Source organism: Streptomyces fuscichromogenes (assembly GCF_014645815.1).
Classification (GTDB): Bacteria; Actinomycetota; Actinomycetes; order Streptomycetales; family Streptomycetaceae; genus Streptomyces; species Streptomyces fuscichromogenes.
This window is the reverse complement of record NZ_BMML01000029.1, coordinates 43213-57929: the sequence shown is the minus strand read 5'-3', so window position 1 is coordinate 57929 and position 14717 is coordinate 43213. Positions and strand designations below refer to the sequence as shown.

Below are 14717 nucleotides of genomic sequence, written 5' to 3'. Positions count from 1 at the left end.
CCCTATCCGTGGAAATACACAGCTCAGGCGCGATCCTCGGGAGGAGGAAAAGCCTTCCGGCCTGCGCCTTGAAAAAGACCTCCCAATGCCCTGTCGGAACTCGCCGACGTGTTTCGACTACTTTTCGGCGCGAGGCATCGCGGCCAGCGTGTCGGCGACCGCCCGTTCGGGTACGCCTCGCACCAGCTCCGCTCCGTTCGGGCCGTCCAGCACGAACGCCAGGCCCACGGTCGCCTTCTTGTCATGCCGCATCAGGTCCACCAGTGCGGCATCGTCCACGCCGGCCGGCAGTCCGGTCGGCAGGCCGTAGTGACTGACCACGGCCTCGTGCTCGGCCACCCGATCGGGCGGGATCCGTCCCAGTTCGCCGGACAGCCGGCCCGCGAACACCGTTCCGATCGCGACGGCCTCGCCGTGGCGCACCTCGTAGTCCGTCGCCCGTTCGATCGCGTGCCCCAGGGTGTGGCCGTAGTTCAGCAAGTGGCGCAAGCCGCCGTCGCGTTCGTCGGCCGCCACCAAGGACGCCTTCAACCGCACGCCGGCCACGATCCGGTCCGGCAGCGGCAGCCCGAGCAGGTCGTCGGCGCCGATGAAGTGGCAGCGGGCGATCTCCCCATAGCCGTTGAGCAGTTCCCGTGGCGGCAGCGTGTCGAGGAACTCGCTGTCGCACAGCACCGCCGCCGGCTGCCAGAACGCGCCGACCAGGTTCTTGCCGGCGGGCAGGTTGACCGCCGTCTTCCCGCCGACGCTCGCGTCCACCTGGGCCAGCAGCGAGGTCGGCAGGTGGATGACGGGCGTGCCGCGGTGGTAGACCGCCGCGGCCAGACCGACCACATCGGTCGTGGTGCCGCCGCCGCACGAGACAATCACATCCGACCTGGTCAGACCGAACTCGGCGAACCGCAGGCACAGCCGCTCCACCTCGGCGAGCGTCTTGTGATGCTCACCGTCCAGGGCATCGAGTCGCAACGTCGGCCGGCCGCAGTCGGGCACCCAGTCCGGCGGGCGCGCCGACACCACCGCCACCCGGCGCGCGCCGGTACCGGCGACGATGTCCGGCAGCAGGTTGCGCACGCCGGGACCGATGTGCACGTCGTACGAGCGGTCACCGAGGTCGACGGCGACGCGCTCCGTCGTCCCGTCATGCAAGGGAACCACCCCGGCACAGCGCCAGCAGCTCACCGGGCGTGCGCAGGATCGCGTCCGGCTCGGCGGCCAGCAGACCGGCCGGATCGCTCTCGCCCCACAGCGCCGCGACGGCCGCGACGCCCGCGGCCCGGGCGCTGGCCAGGTCGGTCACCGCGTCGCCGATCATCATCGTCTCGTCCGGGCCGACACCGAGCAGCTCCATCGCCCGTAACACGATGTCCGGCGCGGGTTTGGCGTTCGCCACCTCGTCCGAACCGAGCACGTGATCGAACAGCTCCAGCACTCCGAGCCCGTCCAGCAGGGACCTGGCCCGCGGTCCGCTCTTTCCGGTCGCCACCGCCAGGCCGAACCCGCCGGCGCGCAAGGCGTGCAGCAGGTCCGGCACACCGTCGAACATCCGGACCTGGTCGGCCAGCCGGTAGCTCTCCCGCACGAACGGCTCCTGCATCGCCGGCGGCAACCCCATGATCCGCATGATGTCCGGGAAGAAGCGTCCGAGGTGCTTGCTGTATTCGGCGAACGGCGGCTCGCCCGGACCGACCACCTCGCGGTAGGCCACCGTGAACGCCTGCCGCATCACACCGAAGCTGTCCACCAGTACGCCGTCCAGGTCGAACACGATCGCCTTGGTGGGCAACGGAGTCAGGCCGCCGCGCATGCTGCCCTGCCCTGTGCCGACGCGTAGACCCGTTCGATCACGCGCACCGTCCAGCGCGCGTCGTCCATGGCCCGGCCCCTGCTCGCCGGATCCGCGAGAAGCGGGGTGAGCGCGGCCACCTGTCGGTCGTACTCGGCGCCGACGGGCTCCGCCGCGAACGGCACCGTGCTGGTCGCGCCGTCCCGGGTCAGTGTCAGCACCGGATCGCCGACCCGGTTCGGGCTGAAGCCGAAGGTGCAGGTCAACGTGGCTGTGCCGGCGTGTCCGTGCAACTCGATCACCGTCAGGTCGTGGGTGGCGTGGGACGCCCAGCTCGCATGCAGCGCGACCGACATGCCGTCGGCTGTGACCAGGAAGCCGCGCACCGTGTCCTCGACGTCCGCGGTCGCGCCCGTGGTGGCCCCGTCCTTCCAGGCCGCCTGCGCCGACCGCCGGTCCACGAAGTCCCGGCCGATCGTGCCCACCACGTCGTCGAATGCCACGCGGCCCAGCACGGCCAGCAGTACGTCGAGAAGATGCCAGCCGAGATCGACCAGCGCGCCGCCGCCCGACAGTTCCTGTCGGGTGAACCACCCGGTGCCGGGTACTCCGCTGGCACGCACCCAGTCCAGGCGGACGTGCCGAATCGGGCCGATGTCCGCGGCGACCCGGCCCAGTGCCAGCACGTCCACGCGATACCGGGCGGCGCTGCCGGCGATCAGGACGGCGCCGCCTTCCTTCTCCGCCGACGCCAGCTCCTCGGCCTCCGTTCCGGTCAGACAGACCGGCTTCTCCAGGAAGACGGGGATGCCGCGGCGCAGCAACGCGGCCGCCACCGTGCAGTGGGCGTGGTTGGGTACCGCGACGATCGCCAGGTCGACGTCGGCGGCGGACAGGTCGTCGTGCCGGTCGAGCACCGTTGCGACGCCGTCGTTCTCGGCCGCCGCGCGTGCCGCCGGATCCGGGTCGACGACCGCCGTCACCGCCAGGTCCGGCTGCTGTCGTAGTCGCGGCAACCAGATCGAGCGGGCCGCCCAGCCGAAGCCGACCATCGCGAGCCGGAGCATCACAGCCCCGCCAGGGCGTCGGAGACAACAGCGGCGATGGCGTGCATCTGTTCCTCCTCGCCGAGCAGGGTCCGGTGATGCAGCCAGACGCAGTCGACCGACAGCGCCTCGCTGTTCGGGCACCGGCGGGCGATCGCCTCGACCGACTCGTCGGGCGCTCCGGTCTCCCAGAACGCCTTGGTGCGATGGATCGCCCGGAACCCTGCGAAGGCCGGCAGGCCGCGGGCGACGAGCGCGTCGACCAGTTCGTTGCGCCGCTGCTCGGAGATGCCGGGGACCCGGAACATGGCCATGTAGTGGGGGTTTCGGGTGCACCGGTCGTCGGTGGCCTGCGGCAGCACGCCCGGAATCCGCGCCAGTTGCTCGGCCAGCACCGGCCAGCGCCGCTCACGGGTGTCGATCTGGCCACCGAGGCGGGCCAGCTGGGCGCGCAGCACGCTCGCGGTGAACTCGTTCATCCGGAAGTTCGAGCCCGAGGTCTGGTGCTGGTAGGTGCGGTCCGTGCGGGGACGACCACAGCTGTGCCGGAGAAACGCCGTCTCGTACTGCTCGGCGTCCGGGAAGGTGACCGCGCCGCCCTCGCCCGCGGTCATCAGCTTGCCGTTCTGGAAGCTGAACGCCGCCATCGATCCCAGCGCCGACACACCCTGGTTGCGCCACCGCGCACCGTGCGCGTGCGCCGCGTCGTGCAGCAACGGCACGCCGGAGGCCGCCGACAACTTGCCGAGGGCGTCCATGTCGCAGATCTGGCCGGCCATGTGCACCGGCATGATCGCCGCGGTGCGCGGCGTGATCGCCGCCTCGACCGCCGCCGGGTCCAGACAGTAGGTGTTCAGGTCGACGTCCACCGGGACGGCCACCGCCCCCAGTCGCTGCGCGGCCTGTGACGACGAGATGAAGGTGAACGCCGGCACGATGACCTCCGTGCCGGGGCCGGCACCGAGCACCTGCAGTGCCAGTTCCAGGGCATGCGTGCCGGTCGTCACGGCCAGCGTGTGCGGAGCACCGTGGAGGTCGGCGAACTCGCGCTCGAACTCGTCCACCTCACTGCCGCCGATACGCCACCACTGCCCCTGTTCCAGGGCACGGACAAGCCCTGCGCGTTCGGTGTCGTCGTACTGCGGCCACGCCGGAAAATTCAGGTCGAGCCCATTGTCCAGCATTGTTCGCCAGCCCTCCTTTAACGATCCTCGGTCCGCACGATAACCAGGTCGAAAACATCTCGTCATGCCCCCTTAGTCACACCCGTACGACCCCCTAGGCGATGCGGGCCGGACGTTTTCCGGGCAGTCGGGTGATACGTTCACCACGTGCGCGAATTACTTCTACTGAATGGCCCCAACCTGGGCATTCTCGGCCGGCGGGAGCCCGAGGTGTACGGCACGGACACGCTGGCCGACATCGAGGACGCGGTGGCCGAGGTCGTTTCCGTGCGCGGTTGGAAGGTGCTGTCGCACCAGTCCGACTGCGAGGGCGATCTGGTGCGGACCATCAACGAGAATCCGGACACGGTCGGTGCCATTGTCAATCCGGGGGCATTGATGATGGCCGGCTGGAGCCTGCGGGACGCGCTGGCCGCATATCCACGGCCATGGGTCGAGGTGCACATATCGAATGTGTGGGCACGGGAACAGTTCCGGCACGTGTCGGTGATCGGGCCGGTGTCATCCGGCGTGATCTTCGGGCTGGGCACTGTCGGCTACCGGCTGGCCGCGCAGGCGGTGCTCGACCTGGCCGCCGGCTGACTCCGGTGCCGGACCGGAGCGTGGACGCCGACGTGGTGATCGTCGGCTGCGGACCGATCGGCCGGACTCTGGCGCTCCTCCTGGCCGACGCCGGCCGGCGGGTGGTCGTGCTGGAGCGCCGGCTCCGGCCCTATCAACTGCCTCGCGCCACCAGCTTCGACGGGGAGACCGCGCGCTGCTTCGCCCGCGTCGGCGTCGGCGCGGCGTTCACCCGGATCGGCGAAGCCGCCGACGGCTACGACTGGCGCAGCGCCGACGGCCGTACCCTGATCGGCGTCGACTTCGCCGACACCGGCCGACACGGGTGGCCCGACGTCACCACCATGCACCAGCCCACGCTGGAGGCCGTGCTGCGCGACCGTGTCGCTTCGCTGCCCGGCATCGAGGTCCGGGCGGGCTGCACCGTCACCGACGTCACCGAGAACGGCGAGGTCACCTACACCGACGCCGACGGAACCGCCGCCACCGTCGTCGGCTCCTGGGTCGTCGGGTGCGACGGTGCCAACAGCACCGTACGACGGCGGATGGGAGTCGGTGTCACCGATCTCGGTTTCTCCTACGACTGGTTGCTCTGCGATGTCGTCCTCGCCGAACAGCGGACGTTCTCCCCCACCAACATGCAGATCTGCGACCCGGCTCGCCCCACCACCGTCGTCGCCAGCGGGCCCGGCCGGCGGCGGTGGGAGTTCATGCGGCTGCCCGGAGAGAGCATCGACGACCTCGACCGTGCCGAAACCGCCTGGCGACTGTTGAAGGCCTTCGACGTCCGACCGGACAACGCCACCCTGGAACGGCAGGCCGTGTACCGATTCCGGGCGTCATGGGCAGACCAGTGGCACCGCGGCCGCGTGCTGCTCGCCGGCGACGCCGCCCATTCCATGCCGCCGTTCACCGGGCAGGGTATGTGCTCCGGTGTCCGGGACGTCGTGAACCTGGCATGGAAACTCGACCTTGTGCTCCGCGGCGTCGCTTCCGGCACTCTGCTGGACGCCTACATGGAGGAACGGCTTCCGCATGTCCGCGCGACCGTCGAGACCGCCGTCACCCTCGGGCGCATCGTCTGTGTCACCGACGAAACGGCCGCCGCCGGCCGCGATGCCGCCCTCTTCCCCGGCACCCGGTCCGGCGCACCCGCTCCGATTCCGCTGCGCACCGGTGTGCTCCAGCGCGCGCTCAACGGTACTTCTCCCCCACCGGTCGGGGAGCCGGTGCCACAGGGGCGAGTCTCCGTCGGCTCCGTCACCGACTTGTTCGACGAGGTCATAGGCCATGGCTTCGTCCTCCTCAGCACCGTCGACCCGGTCCCGGCACTCAGCGACTCCGACCGCGCGTGCCTCGCCGCGATCAATGCCCGCATCGTCGTGCTCGCTCCTCCCGGCACGGATTCCAGCGGCCCGGTCGACACCGACGGAACCTATTACACGTATCTGCGGTCGATCAAAGCGCGCGCCCTGCTCGTCCGCCCCGACCACATCGTTTTCGGCACCGCTCGCACGGTCTCCCAGATACCCGGGATCATCGGCCAGCTGCGAAATCTTCTTCGCCTCATCGCGAATTGAGGCCGGCCCGCTCCAAATTGCAGGGGGGTACCCCTTAACGGGCCGGTGGGAACTGGGGTTCACACGGTGGCAGCACCGCTCTAGGGTTCCAGACGTGAACGAATTGACCAGCGCGATCCTTACCGAGGGCCTTTCTGCGCAGGACTGGCTCGGCGTACGTCTTCCCGAATTCGCTCGCGGTATCGTCATCCGGAAGGACGAGACCGGAATCTTCGAAGGCATGGCCTCGGCCGAGAAGGATCCGAGGAAGTCGCTGCACCTTGAGGAAGTAGCGGTTCCCTCGCCAGGTCCGGGCGAGGCCCTTGTCGCCGTCATGGCTTCCTCGGTCAACTACAACACCGTGTGGTCGGCCATCTTCGAGCCACTGCCGACCTTCGGCTTCCTCGCGCGCTACGGCAGGCTGTCCCCGCTGGCCAAGCGCCATGACCTGCCGTACCACATCATCGGCTCCGACCTGGCGGGGGTGGTAGTGCGCACGGGCCCCGGGGTCAACTCCTGGAAGCCCGGTGACGAGGTCGTCGCCCACTGCCTGTCGGTGGAGTTGGAGTCCGCCGACGGGCACAACGACACCCTGCTCGACCCCGAGCAGCGCATCTGGGGCTTCGAGACCAACTTCGGCGGTCTGGCGGAGATCTCGCTGGTGAAGTCCAACCAGCTGATGCCCAAGCCCGGCCACCTCAGCTGGGAGGAGGCCGCCGCTCCGGGCCTGGTCAACTCCACCGCCTACCGCCAGCTCGTCTCCCGCAACGGTGCCCAGATGAAGCAGGGCGACAACGTGCTGATCTGGGGTGCCTCCGGCGGCCTGGGTTCCTACGCCACCCAGTTGGCGCTTGCCGGCGGCGCCACCCCCGTCTGCGTCGTCTCCGGCGAGCGCAAGGCCGCCGTCTGCCGCAGCATGGGCGCCGAGCTGATCATCGACCGCTCGGCCGAGGAATACCGCTTCTGGAAGGACGCCCACAACCAGGACCCCGGTGAGTGGAAGCGGCTCGGCAAGCGCATACGTGAACTGACCGGCGGCGAGGATGTCGACATCGTCTTCGAGCATCCCGGCCGGGAGACCTTCGGCGCCTCTGTCTACGTCGCCCGCAAGGGCGGGACCATCGTCACCTGCGCCTCCACCTCCGGCTACGAGCACACCTACGACAACCGCTACCTCTGGATGTCCCTGAAGCGGATCATCGGCTCGCACTTCGCCAACTACCGCGAGGCCTGGGAGGCCAACCGGCTGATCGCGAAGGGCAGGATCCACCCCACTCTCTCCAAGGTCTACCCTCTCGAAGACACCGGCCAGGCCACCTACGACGTCCACCGCGGTCTCCACCAGGGCAAGGTCGGCGTCCTGTGCCTGGCCCCCGAGGAGGGCCTGGGCGTGCGTGACGAGGAGATGCGTTCCCGGCACATCGACGCCATCAACCGCTTCCGGGCCCCGAGTGAGCAGCAGGGATGACGTCATGCCCGGTCCGAGGTGCCCGCGGAGTTCGGCGCGGCGGGTGGTGACGGTCGCCGCCCGGCCGACGGCGGGCTGCCCGCCCCGGCGTCCCACTGCGGTCCTGTGTGCCTGTGACTGTGAGGCACACAGGACCGTGTCCACCCCTGTGCCGGTCAGGATCAACCAGTCGAACGACGTTGCAGGGTGCGGGGGTCGGCGCCGTCGCGCGTACGCGAGCTCAGAAGCCAAGCTGGTCGAGATGGCCGTACAGGGCGCGGTTCTGCTCGACCCGATCCGCCCAGAACGACATGGGCATCGGCCACTCCGCGTGACTCGCGCCGAACTCCAGGGCATGCAGGTCCAGATCGGGCGCGGACGCCAGGCATTCCGGGGATGACAGGAATGCTCGGATCCGCTCCGCCGACGGCTCGAACCCGTCCAGCGCGCGCACGCCCTCGGCGAACCCGTCGGCCGACCAGGTTTCGCCGTATCCCCCGGCCGGGATCAGGCGCGCGCCCGCCACCATCCGGTCGGTCACCGCCGGACCGAGCGGGTCGGCGATGTTGAACAGGCCGCGCAGCCGCTCCCCCATCAGGAGGCCCATCGCGTAGGCGGCCTGCTCGTCCCAGCCCAGCGTCGACCGGCCGGCCGAACCGCCGCCGGTGGCCACCCAGTTCGCGACGAACTCGGTGATCAGACCGGACGCGGAGCGGTCGACCGGGTTGAAGAACCGCGCCATGTCCCAGGCGTTGCTCAGCACGGTGACAGCGAACCCGAGACCGGGATAGACCCGGGAAAAACTCCACCAGCCGAACGGATACGCCCCGGCATGGCCGAAGAAGAAGTCGGGCCGACCGAGCTGACGCAGTTCCATGCCCAGTCCGATGCCGTGGTCGCCGCCGGGGAACTGGGCGGGGTTCTGCGGTGTCACCATGGCCCGCACGGACTCCGGGCGCAGGATCTGGTTCCCGTCGAGACGGCCACCGAGCATCAGCGAGAGCAAGAACCGGTTGTGGCTCGCCGCCGTGCCCAGCATGCCCCCCGCCGGGTACAGCGGTGTGTGCACCTCGGGGGTGGGTACACACCAGCGCCCGAACCGCGCGTAGCCGGTGGCGCGTGCGTCCAGCAGCGCGGCGGGCGCGTGGCCGGGCGCGGGCAGGTCCGGGATGGCTGCCGCGGTCATGCCCAGCGGCTCGATGATCTCGCTGGCCACGTAGTCGGCGAAGGACAGCCCGGCCTTGTTGGTGACTTCGACGAGGTGGCCAAGGGTGGCCATGCCGAAGGTGGTGTACTGGAACCGCGCGCCGACCGGGGCCGTCCAGCGGGCGCCGGGCTGCCCGTACTCGATGCCTTCGGCTGTGCCGTACCCGTCTGCCAGATGCTTGGCCAGTGATCCCGGCGTGCCCAGTGTGGCGTCGAAGGCGCTGCTGGTGCCCAGTCCGCTCTGGTGGGTCAGCAGGTCGTAGGCGGTGATGTCCCGGGAGCCCAGCGGGTTGCGCACGGTGAACTCGTCCAGGTAGTGGTTGATCGGTCGGTGCAGATCGAGCCGGCCGCGTTCGGCGAGTTGCACCACCGCGGCGGACACGTAGAGCTTGGAGATCGATCCGAGGTGGAACACGGACTCCGGCCGCATGTGCGTAGCGTCCGCGAGGTCGGCCATGCCGTACGCGGACACGTGCGAGTTACCGGCCCGGTCGGTCACCGCGATGCTCACCCCGGGGGTCGCGGTGATGCGCAACGCCAGCGGCGCGTACCGGGCCAGCGCCTCGCCCAGCGCGGTCACGTCGATCTCGGTCGGATGCGGAGTGCCGTCAGTCATGTGCGTTCCCCGGTTGCGATGACGGGGTCCACTGAACCGGGAGGCCGGCCAGTGAACTCAGGAAGTTGTTCTTGGTGCGGCTGACCTGTTCCACCGGACAGCCGAGTCGCAGGTCCGGGAAGCGGCGCAACAGCGTGGTGATCACGAGTTGCCCCTCCAGCCGGGCCAGTGGTGCGCCGACACAGTAGTGAATGCCGTGCCCGAACTGCAGGTGCGCGGTGGCGTTGCGAGTGAGGTCGAGGCGCTCGGCATCGACGTACAGCGCCGGATCACGGCTGGCCGCCTGCAAGTCCATCAGCACCTGCTCGCCGGCGCGGATCAGCGCCGGTCCGATCCGCACGTCCTCGTTGGCGAACCGGACGTTGAAGATGCCGGGACCGTCGTATCGCAGCAGTTCGTCGATGCTGCGCACCACCAGGTCGGGATCGCGGCGCAGCAGTTCCTGCTGCTGCGGGTGGGTCAGCAGAGCGAACACCGCGTTGCTGAGCATGCCGCTGGTCAACTCGTAGCCGGCGACCAGCAGAACGCGGGCGGTGGCCACCAGTTCCCGCTGGCTGAGTCGGTCCTCGGCGTTCGCGGAGACCAGGTCGCTGATCAGGTCGCCTTCAGGGGCGTGTCGCTTACGTTCGGTCAACTGCTCGATGTAGTCCCAGAGTTGTTGTGCGGCAACGCGGGACGCCGCGATGGCCGACTCGTCGAACCCGGAGGCGATCATCGCCTGGGCCCACTGGTGGAACTCGTGCCGATCGGCCGCCGGGATACCGAGCAGATCGCAGATGACCAGGGTGGGCAGCGGGATGGACAGGCTGGTCACCAGGTCCGCGTGACCGTCCGGCGCGATCTCGTCCAGCAGTCCGTCGAGGATCTCCTGCACCCGGGGACGCAGCGACTCGACCCTGGCGGCGTTGAACTCCTTGGTGAGCATGCGGCGCAGCCGGGTGTGTTCAGGCGGGTTGTTGCCGAACACGGTGTCGATGAAAAGGCCGCTCAACGGGGATTCCTGGCCGTGTTCCGCGGCGTACGCGGGGGCAGGGCTCAACGCGGAGTGCGCGAGGCATTCCCGCACCTCTTCGTAGCGGGCCACCAACCACACCGGCGCACCGTTCATCATGACCTGCCGGGGCGGCAGGTTTTTGTTGCGTTCGTCGGCGATCGACTCGAGATCAAAGATGGGAAAGTGGTCGTGCCGCGTTTCTGTCATCTTGGCCGTCAATCTGTCGCAGAATTCACTGAATCCGTGTCTTCCGGCGCCAGCGAACCACAACGGACGAGCACGGCACCACCCCTCAGAACCCCCCTCAGCACCCCCTGTATCGCACTGTCCGCGACGGCAGCACAACGGAAAGGAGCCGGATGGGATCGCGCCCGGAAAGCCGAAAATGCCCTTCGGCAGGCGCTGCTTTCCTTCCTCCACGCCACGGAAAGCGCGCACAAATACGAATTCACGGCATGAGAGAGGGTGTTGTTCAACATGCGGACCGGTGCGGTCTACCGTCCCGCGTGTCACGTGTGGCAGGCTTTTCGGATGGTGCTGCGAATCCGTGTGCGTGGACAGCAGGCGTTGCTTTGAGGGCAGTTGTGCTCACCGGACCCGGCGCGCTGTCCGTGGTGTCCGTGCCGGAGCCGTCCTGCGGCCCCGGGGATGTACTCGTCCGCATGCGCGGCACGGGGCTGTGCGGCTCCGACCTCGCGGTGTACGCGGGCCGCAGGCCGGCACCGTACCTCCCCTGGATCCTCGGCCACGAGGGAACCGGCCGCATCGTCGCGGTCGGTGCCGAGGTCGGCGGTCTGCGGGCCGGTCAGGACGTGGTCATCGAACCCGACTACTGCTGTCTGGCCTGTGCTGCCTGTCTGGCCGGAAGGACTTCGGCCTGCGACAGCCGGGCCGCGGTCGGGTTGACCGTCCCCGGACTGCTGAGTGAGTACGTGGTGGTGCCGGCCACGTTCGCATGGCCGGTCCCCCCGGGCCTGCCACCTGAGGACCTGGTCTGCGTGGAACCCGGGACCGTGGCTCGGGCGGCAATGCGCCGCTCGGGCATCGCACCAGGGCAGAGCTGCCTGGTGAGCGGTGCCGGCTCCCAGGGCCTACTGCTGTGCCAGGCCCTTGTCGAGCACGGTGTGGCGGTCTTCGTCCAGGAGCCCAACCAGGCCCGGCTGGCCCGCGCCTGTGCGCTGGGGGCGGCTCCCCTGCTCCCCGGCAGGGACCGGCTCCCCTACTTCTTCGAGACCTCCGGAGCCCCCGGAGTCGTTGAACAGGGCCTGCGGCGACTCGCCCGGCATGGCACCGCCGTACTCATCGGAATGAACACCGACCCACTCGGTGTCTCCCCCCGTGACGTGGTGGCGGGGCAGATCACGCTCATCGGCAGCATGGTCTACGACCACCCGGGGGACTTCGCCGGCACCGTCGCCGCGCTCGGCCCCGGCACGAAGACCCGGCTCGGCGCGGTGGTCAGCGACAACTACCCCTTGGAGGACGCGCAGGCGGCGTTCGTCGCGGCGTCCAGCGCGTCGGGGAAGGTCTGGATCGACCTCTCCTGAGGTACTCCAGGGGGTGGTAGGGGTATCAGAGACCTCCTCGCAAGGGAGAGACTGTCCTAGCAAACCGTCCCCGTACGCCCCCGGTACGCCCCCGGAAGGAATCACCCACGACATGGTCACGCCGACCGAGCAGGGCAACGCGTGGATACGCCGCTTCCACCCGCGTCCGGACAGCGACGTCAGGCTGGTCAGCCTGCCGCACGCGGGCGGTTCTGCCAGCTTCTACTATCCGCTCTCCGCAGGCATGCCGGTCTCCGTGGACACGCTGACCCTGCAGTACCCGGGCCGTCAGGAGCGGCGCACGGAACCGTGCCTGACGAGCATCGTGGCGCTCGCGGACAAGATCGTGCCGGAGCTGCTGCCCTGGACGGACCGGCCGTTGCTGTTCTTCGGACACAGCATGGGCGCCACTGTCGGCTTCGAGGTCGCGCGTCGGCTGGAGCGTGACCACGGCGTCGTTCTGGCGGGCCTCTTCGTCTCCGCGCGGCGCGCCCCGTCCGCCAAGCGCGACGAGAAGGTGCACCAGCGCGACGACGCGGGCCTCATCGACGAGATGCGCAGTCTCAGCGGCACCGACTCAAGGCTCCTGGACGAACCCGAGATCCTGCGGATGGCGCTCCCCGCGATCCGCGCGGACTACGAGGCCGCCGAGACGTACCGGTACGAGCCCGGCCCGAAGCTGAGCTGCCCCATCACCTGCGTGCTGGGCAACGACGATCCCAAGGTCACCCTGGACGAGGCCAAGATGTGGGCCGACCACACGGAAGGGCCGTTCGAGTTCAAGGTCTTCGAGGGTGGACACTTCTACCTGACGAACCACCAGGCAGACATCATCGGCCTGCTGGCGAAGCACGCGGAGTCGGCCGCGCGCGGCTGACCGCGCCCGAGTGCAGGCGCGGACTTTCCGGCGGCGAAACAGCCGGCACTCCGCCCCTCCGCTGCCGGACTCCGTCTGCTCCTGCGGTCCATGGTTCCTCTCGACCGGACCACTCCGCCAGCGGATGGTGAGTGCTGCCCGTTGCGGCGTTTCGGGAGGGGCGGGCGGGCTGCCCTCGGTGGGCCGCGGCCGGCTCGTCGGGCGGCTGGCAGCCGCTTGAGTCCCAGGCGGGTGTTGTTGATGTCGTTGGGCGCGATCTCCAGGGCCGGCGTCTCGCACACCTGACGCGCCCGCCTCGGAGGCGGCCGCGCGGACCCGCAAGGCGGCTGTTCGGGGTCGGCGGCCGTGAGGAGCTGCTCGGCGGACTCGGCGTACACGGTGCGTCCCAGGACGCGGCGCACCAGGTCCGGAGAGAGTCCGGGCAACAGCGCGCGTACACCCGGTGCTTCGGGGGCGGGCGACCGGTCGTGCCCGCAGAGCAGGTGGGCCGCCTCGTGCACGAGGATGTGCTGCCGGTGCAGTGCGCTGGTCCCTGGAGTGCACAGGATGTAGTCGGCGTGATCGGTCGTCACCAGCAGTCCGCACGGGACCCCCACGTCCACCGTGACCGGCAGGACCTGGATCGGGCGGCCACGCCGTTCGGCCAGGAGGGCCAGGAAGGTCTCGGTGTCGAAGGGGTCCGGCAGGGCGAGCCCCTCCAGAAGGGTGCGCACCCTCCGCCACATGCGTCTGTGCGACCGATCGGTGAGCATCAGGACCCCTCCCACCGGAACGGCACCGCCGCTCCGCGTCCGCTGCCGTCGAGCGGCCCGGCGTCCCTCCCCCGGACCGCCCCGACAACCGCTCTGAAGGATCACGTCAACGATCAAAATATATTGTTTTTTGATCGTACAGCCATCCAGTTGCGCGCCGACAGAGCGGAGATCCAGCCACCGGGCACGTTCTGTGCGGCATTCATGAAGGGCTCTTCGCCGAGGTCGGCGCGGAAGGGTTCCAGGTGGCTCCCGGCGAACTCGGCGAGAACATCACCACGCGCGGCATCGATCTGCTCGGTCTGCCGGTCGGCACATCGCTGCGCATCGGCGACTCCGCGGTCCTGGAAGTCACCGGCCTCCGCAATCCCTGCCTGCAGATCGACAACTTCCGAGACGGACTGCTGAAGCAGGTCGTCGGCCGCGACGAAGCGGGGAACATCGTGCGCAAAGCCGGAATCATGAGCATCGTGAGGGAAGGCGGCGTGGTGCACCCTGGCGACACGGGCGAAACAGAACTTCCGAGGGGTCGGCACCAACCCCTGGACCGGGTCTGACCGGCTTCCCTTCAGGCCATGACATGACGACGGCCGCGCGAGTTCGTGAGGTGTGAAGATCAAGCAGGCCCGCGCCGACATCAACTGACGGGCAGACCTGGGGTCACCAGGGCGCGGGCGACACGGACCGTCTCCCCTGCCGCGGCCGATGGCACGTCCTCTTCACTGGTCAGCAGACCGCCAACCGCTCCCACGCAAAGATCCGCGCACAGGTCGAGCAGGCCATCGCCACCCTCAAGTCTTGGCGCCTCCTCCATGAACTCCACTGTCCAACGGCCTGGATTGCCAGCCTCGTTCAAGCCGTCCTGGTCCTCCAGCTCGCTGCCACGGGCTGAGATCAACCCACAGCATGCACCGAGTCCGTCAATTCGGCTTCCGTCGTCCCGGCCCGCACATGGGCGTCGAAGGTGTAACCCTCATCGCAGTACACCAGGTCGAGGTCCAGAGGGTGTCGGCCTGCGGAGGACGATCGCCGGCCAGATGGCGTTTCCCTGCCGGACGTCCATGTACAGGCAGTTGCCGTCCTTGCGCAAATACGCCTCACCGGAGCCTTGCTCCGTCTCGAACTGGCATATGCGGCTGCGC

The 14717-nt window shown here is 69.2% G+C and carries 12 protein-coding genes and 2 pseudogenes; 7 read left to right on the top strand and 7 right to left on the bottom strand.

Annotation, left to right across the window (positions count from 1 at the left end; genetic code table 11):
• Positions 1–117: 117 nt before the first annotated feature.
• From IEZ11_RS41930 to IEZ11_RS41915, 4 genes are read right to left on the bottom strand one after another with little or no spacing between them, the layout of a single operon-like run.
• Positions 118–1149 carry a 3-dehydroquinate synthase family protein gene (locus IEZ11_RS41930; RefSeq protein WP_189268309.1) on the bottom strand — a complete coding sequence of 344 codons (1032 nt, stop codon included), beginning with the start codon at positions 1147–1149 and terminating at the stop codon, positions 118–120.
• Complete coding sequence (locus IEZ11_RS41925) at positions 1142–1807, bottom strand: HAD-IA family hydrolase (protein ID WP_189268308.1); 666 nt, start codon at positions 1805–1807, stop codon at positions 1142–1144. Before IEZ11_RS41925 ends, IEZ11_RS41930 begins: the two co-directional genes overlap by 8 nt.
• Positions 1792–2853: a Gfo/Idh/MocA family protein gene (locus tag IEZ11_RS41920; RefSeq protein ID WP_189268307.1), complete on the bottom strand. Its 1062-nt coding sequence runs from the start codon at positions 2851–2853 to the stop codon at positions 1792–1794. The genes IEZ11_RS41925 and IEZ11_RS41920 overlap by 16 nt, the downstream gene beginning before the upstream one ends.
• Positions 2853–4016, bottom strand: a complete 1164-nt coding sequence (locus IEZ11_RS41915) for a DegT/DnrJ/EryC1/StrS family aminotransferase (protein WP_189268306.1) — start codon at positions 4014–4016, stop codon at positions 2853–2855. Before IEZ11_RS41915 ends, IEZ11_RS41920 begins: the two co-directional genes overlap by 1 nt.
• Positions 4017–4163: 147 nt before the next feature.
• On the opposite strand from IEZ11_RS41915, the gene IEZ11_RS41910 reads away from it, so the two are divergent.
• The 3 genes from IEZ11_RS41910 (at position 4164) to ccrA (ending at position 7604) form a co-directional block, all read left to right on the top strand.
• Positions 4164–4598, top strand: coding sequence for a type II 3-dehydroquinate dehydratase (locus tag IEZ11_RS41910; RefSeq protein ID WP_189268305.1), 435 nt, complete (start codon positions 4164–4166; stop codon positions 4596–4598).
• 20 nt (positions 4599–4618) lie between these two features.
• On the top strand, positions 4619–6157 hold the full coding sequence (mhpA, locus tag IEZ11_RS41905; RefSeq protein WP_229713685.1) for a bifunctional 3-(3-hydroxy-phenyl)propionate/3-hydroxycinnamic acid hydroxylase MhpA: 1539 nt from the start codon (positions 4619–4621) through the stop codon (positions 6155–6157).
• Between the two features lie 103 nt (positions 6158–6260).
• A complete protein-coding gene (gene ccrA / locus IEZ11_RS41900; protein ID WP_373295042.1) occupies positions 6261–7604 on the top strand; it encodes a crotonyl-CoA carboxylase/reductase in 1344 nt (447 codons plus the stop codon).
• Positions 7605–7824: 220 nt separating this feature from the next.
• On the opposite strand, the gene IEZ11_RS41895 is transcribed toward ccrA, so the two are convergent.
• On the bottom strand, positions 7825–9405 hold the full coding sequence (locus tag IEZ11_RS41895) for a serine hydrolase domain-containing protein (protein ID WP_189268303.1): 1581 nt from the start codon (positions 9403–9405) through the stop codon (positions 7825–7827).
• A complete protein-coding gene (locus IEZ11_RS41890; protein WP_229713684.1) occupies positions 9398–10618 on the bottom strand; it encodes a cytochrome P450 family protein in 1221 nt (406 codons plus the stop codon). Before IEZ11_RS41890 ends, IEZ11_RS41895 begins: the two co-directional genes overlap by 8 nt.
• A gap of 353 nt (positions 10619–10971) precedes the next feature.
• Between IEZ11_RS41890 and IEZ11_RS41885 the strand changes: the two genes are divergently transcribed.
• Together IEZ11_RS41885 and IEZ11_RS41880 are read left to right on the top strand one after the other, a co-directional pair.
• On the top strand, positions 10972–11946 hold the full coding sequence (locus IEZ11_RS41885; protein WP_229713683.1) for a zinc-dependent alcohol dehydrogenase: 975 nt from the start codon (positions 10972–10974) through the stop codon (positions 11944–11946).
• 112 nt (positions 11947–12058) lie between these two features.
• Positions 12059–12823 carry a thioesterase II family protein gene (locus IEZ11_RS41880; RefSeq protein WP_189268302.1) on the top strand — a complete coding sequence of 255 codons (765 nt, stop codon included), beginning with the start codon at positions 12059–12061 and terminating at the stop codon, positions 12821–12823.
• Here IEZ11_RS41880 and IEZ11_RS41875 read toward each other — a convergent pair.
• Positions 12751–13536, bottom strand: a complete 786-nt coding sequence (locus tag IEZ11_RS41875; RefSeq protein WP_189268301.1) for a hypothetical protein — start codon at positions 13534–13536, stop codon at positions 12751–12753. The genes IEZ11_RS41880 and IEZ11_RS41875 overlap by 73 nt on opposite strands.
• A 239-nt stretch (positions 13537–13775) precedes the next feature.
• On the opposite strand from IEZ11_RS41875, the pseudogene IEZ11_RS41870 reads away from it, so the two are divergent.
• Positions 13776–14132: pseudogene (locus tag IEZ11_RS41870) on the top strand (MOSC domain-containing protein); the annotation flags it as partial.
• 101 nt (positions 14133–14233) lie between these two features.
• Positions 14234–14467, top strand: a pseudogene (locus IEZ11_RS51450) (IS5/IS1182 family transposase); the annotation flags it as partial.
• Between the last annotated feature and the right edge of the window lie 250 nt (positions 14468–14717).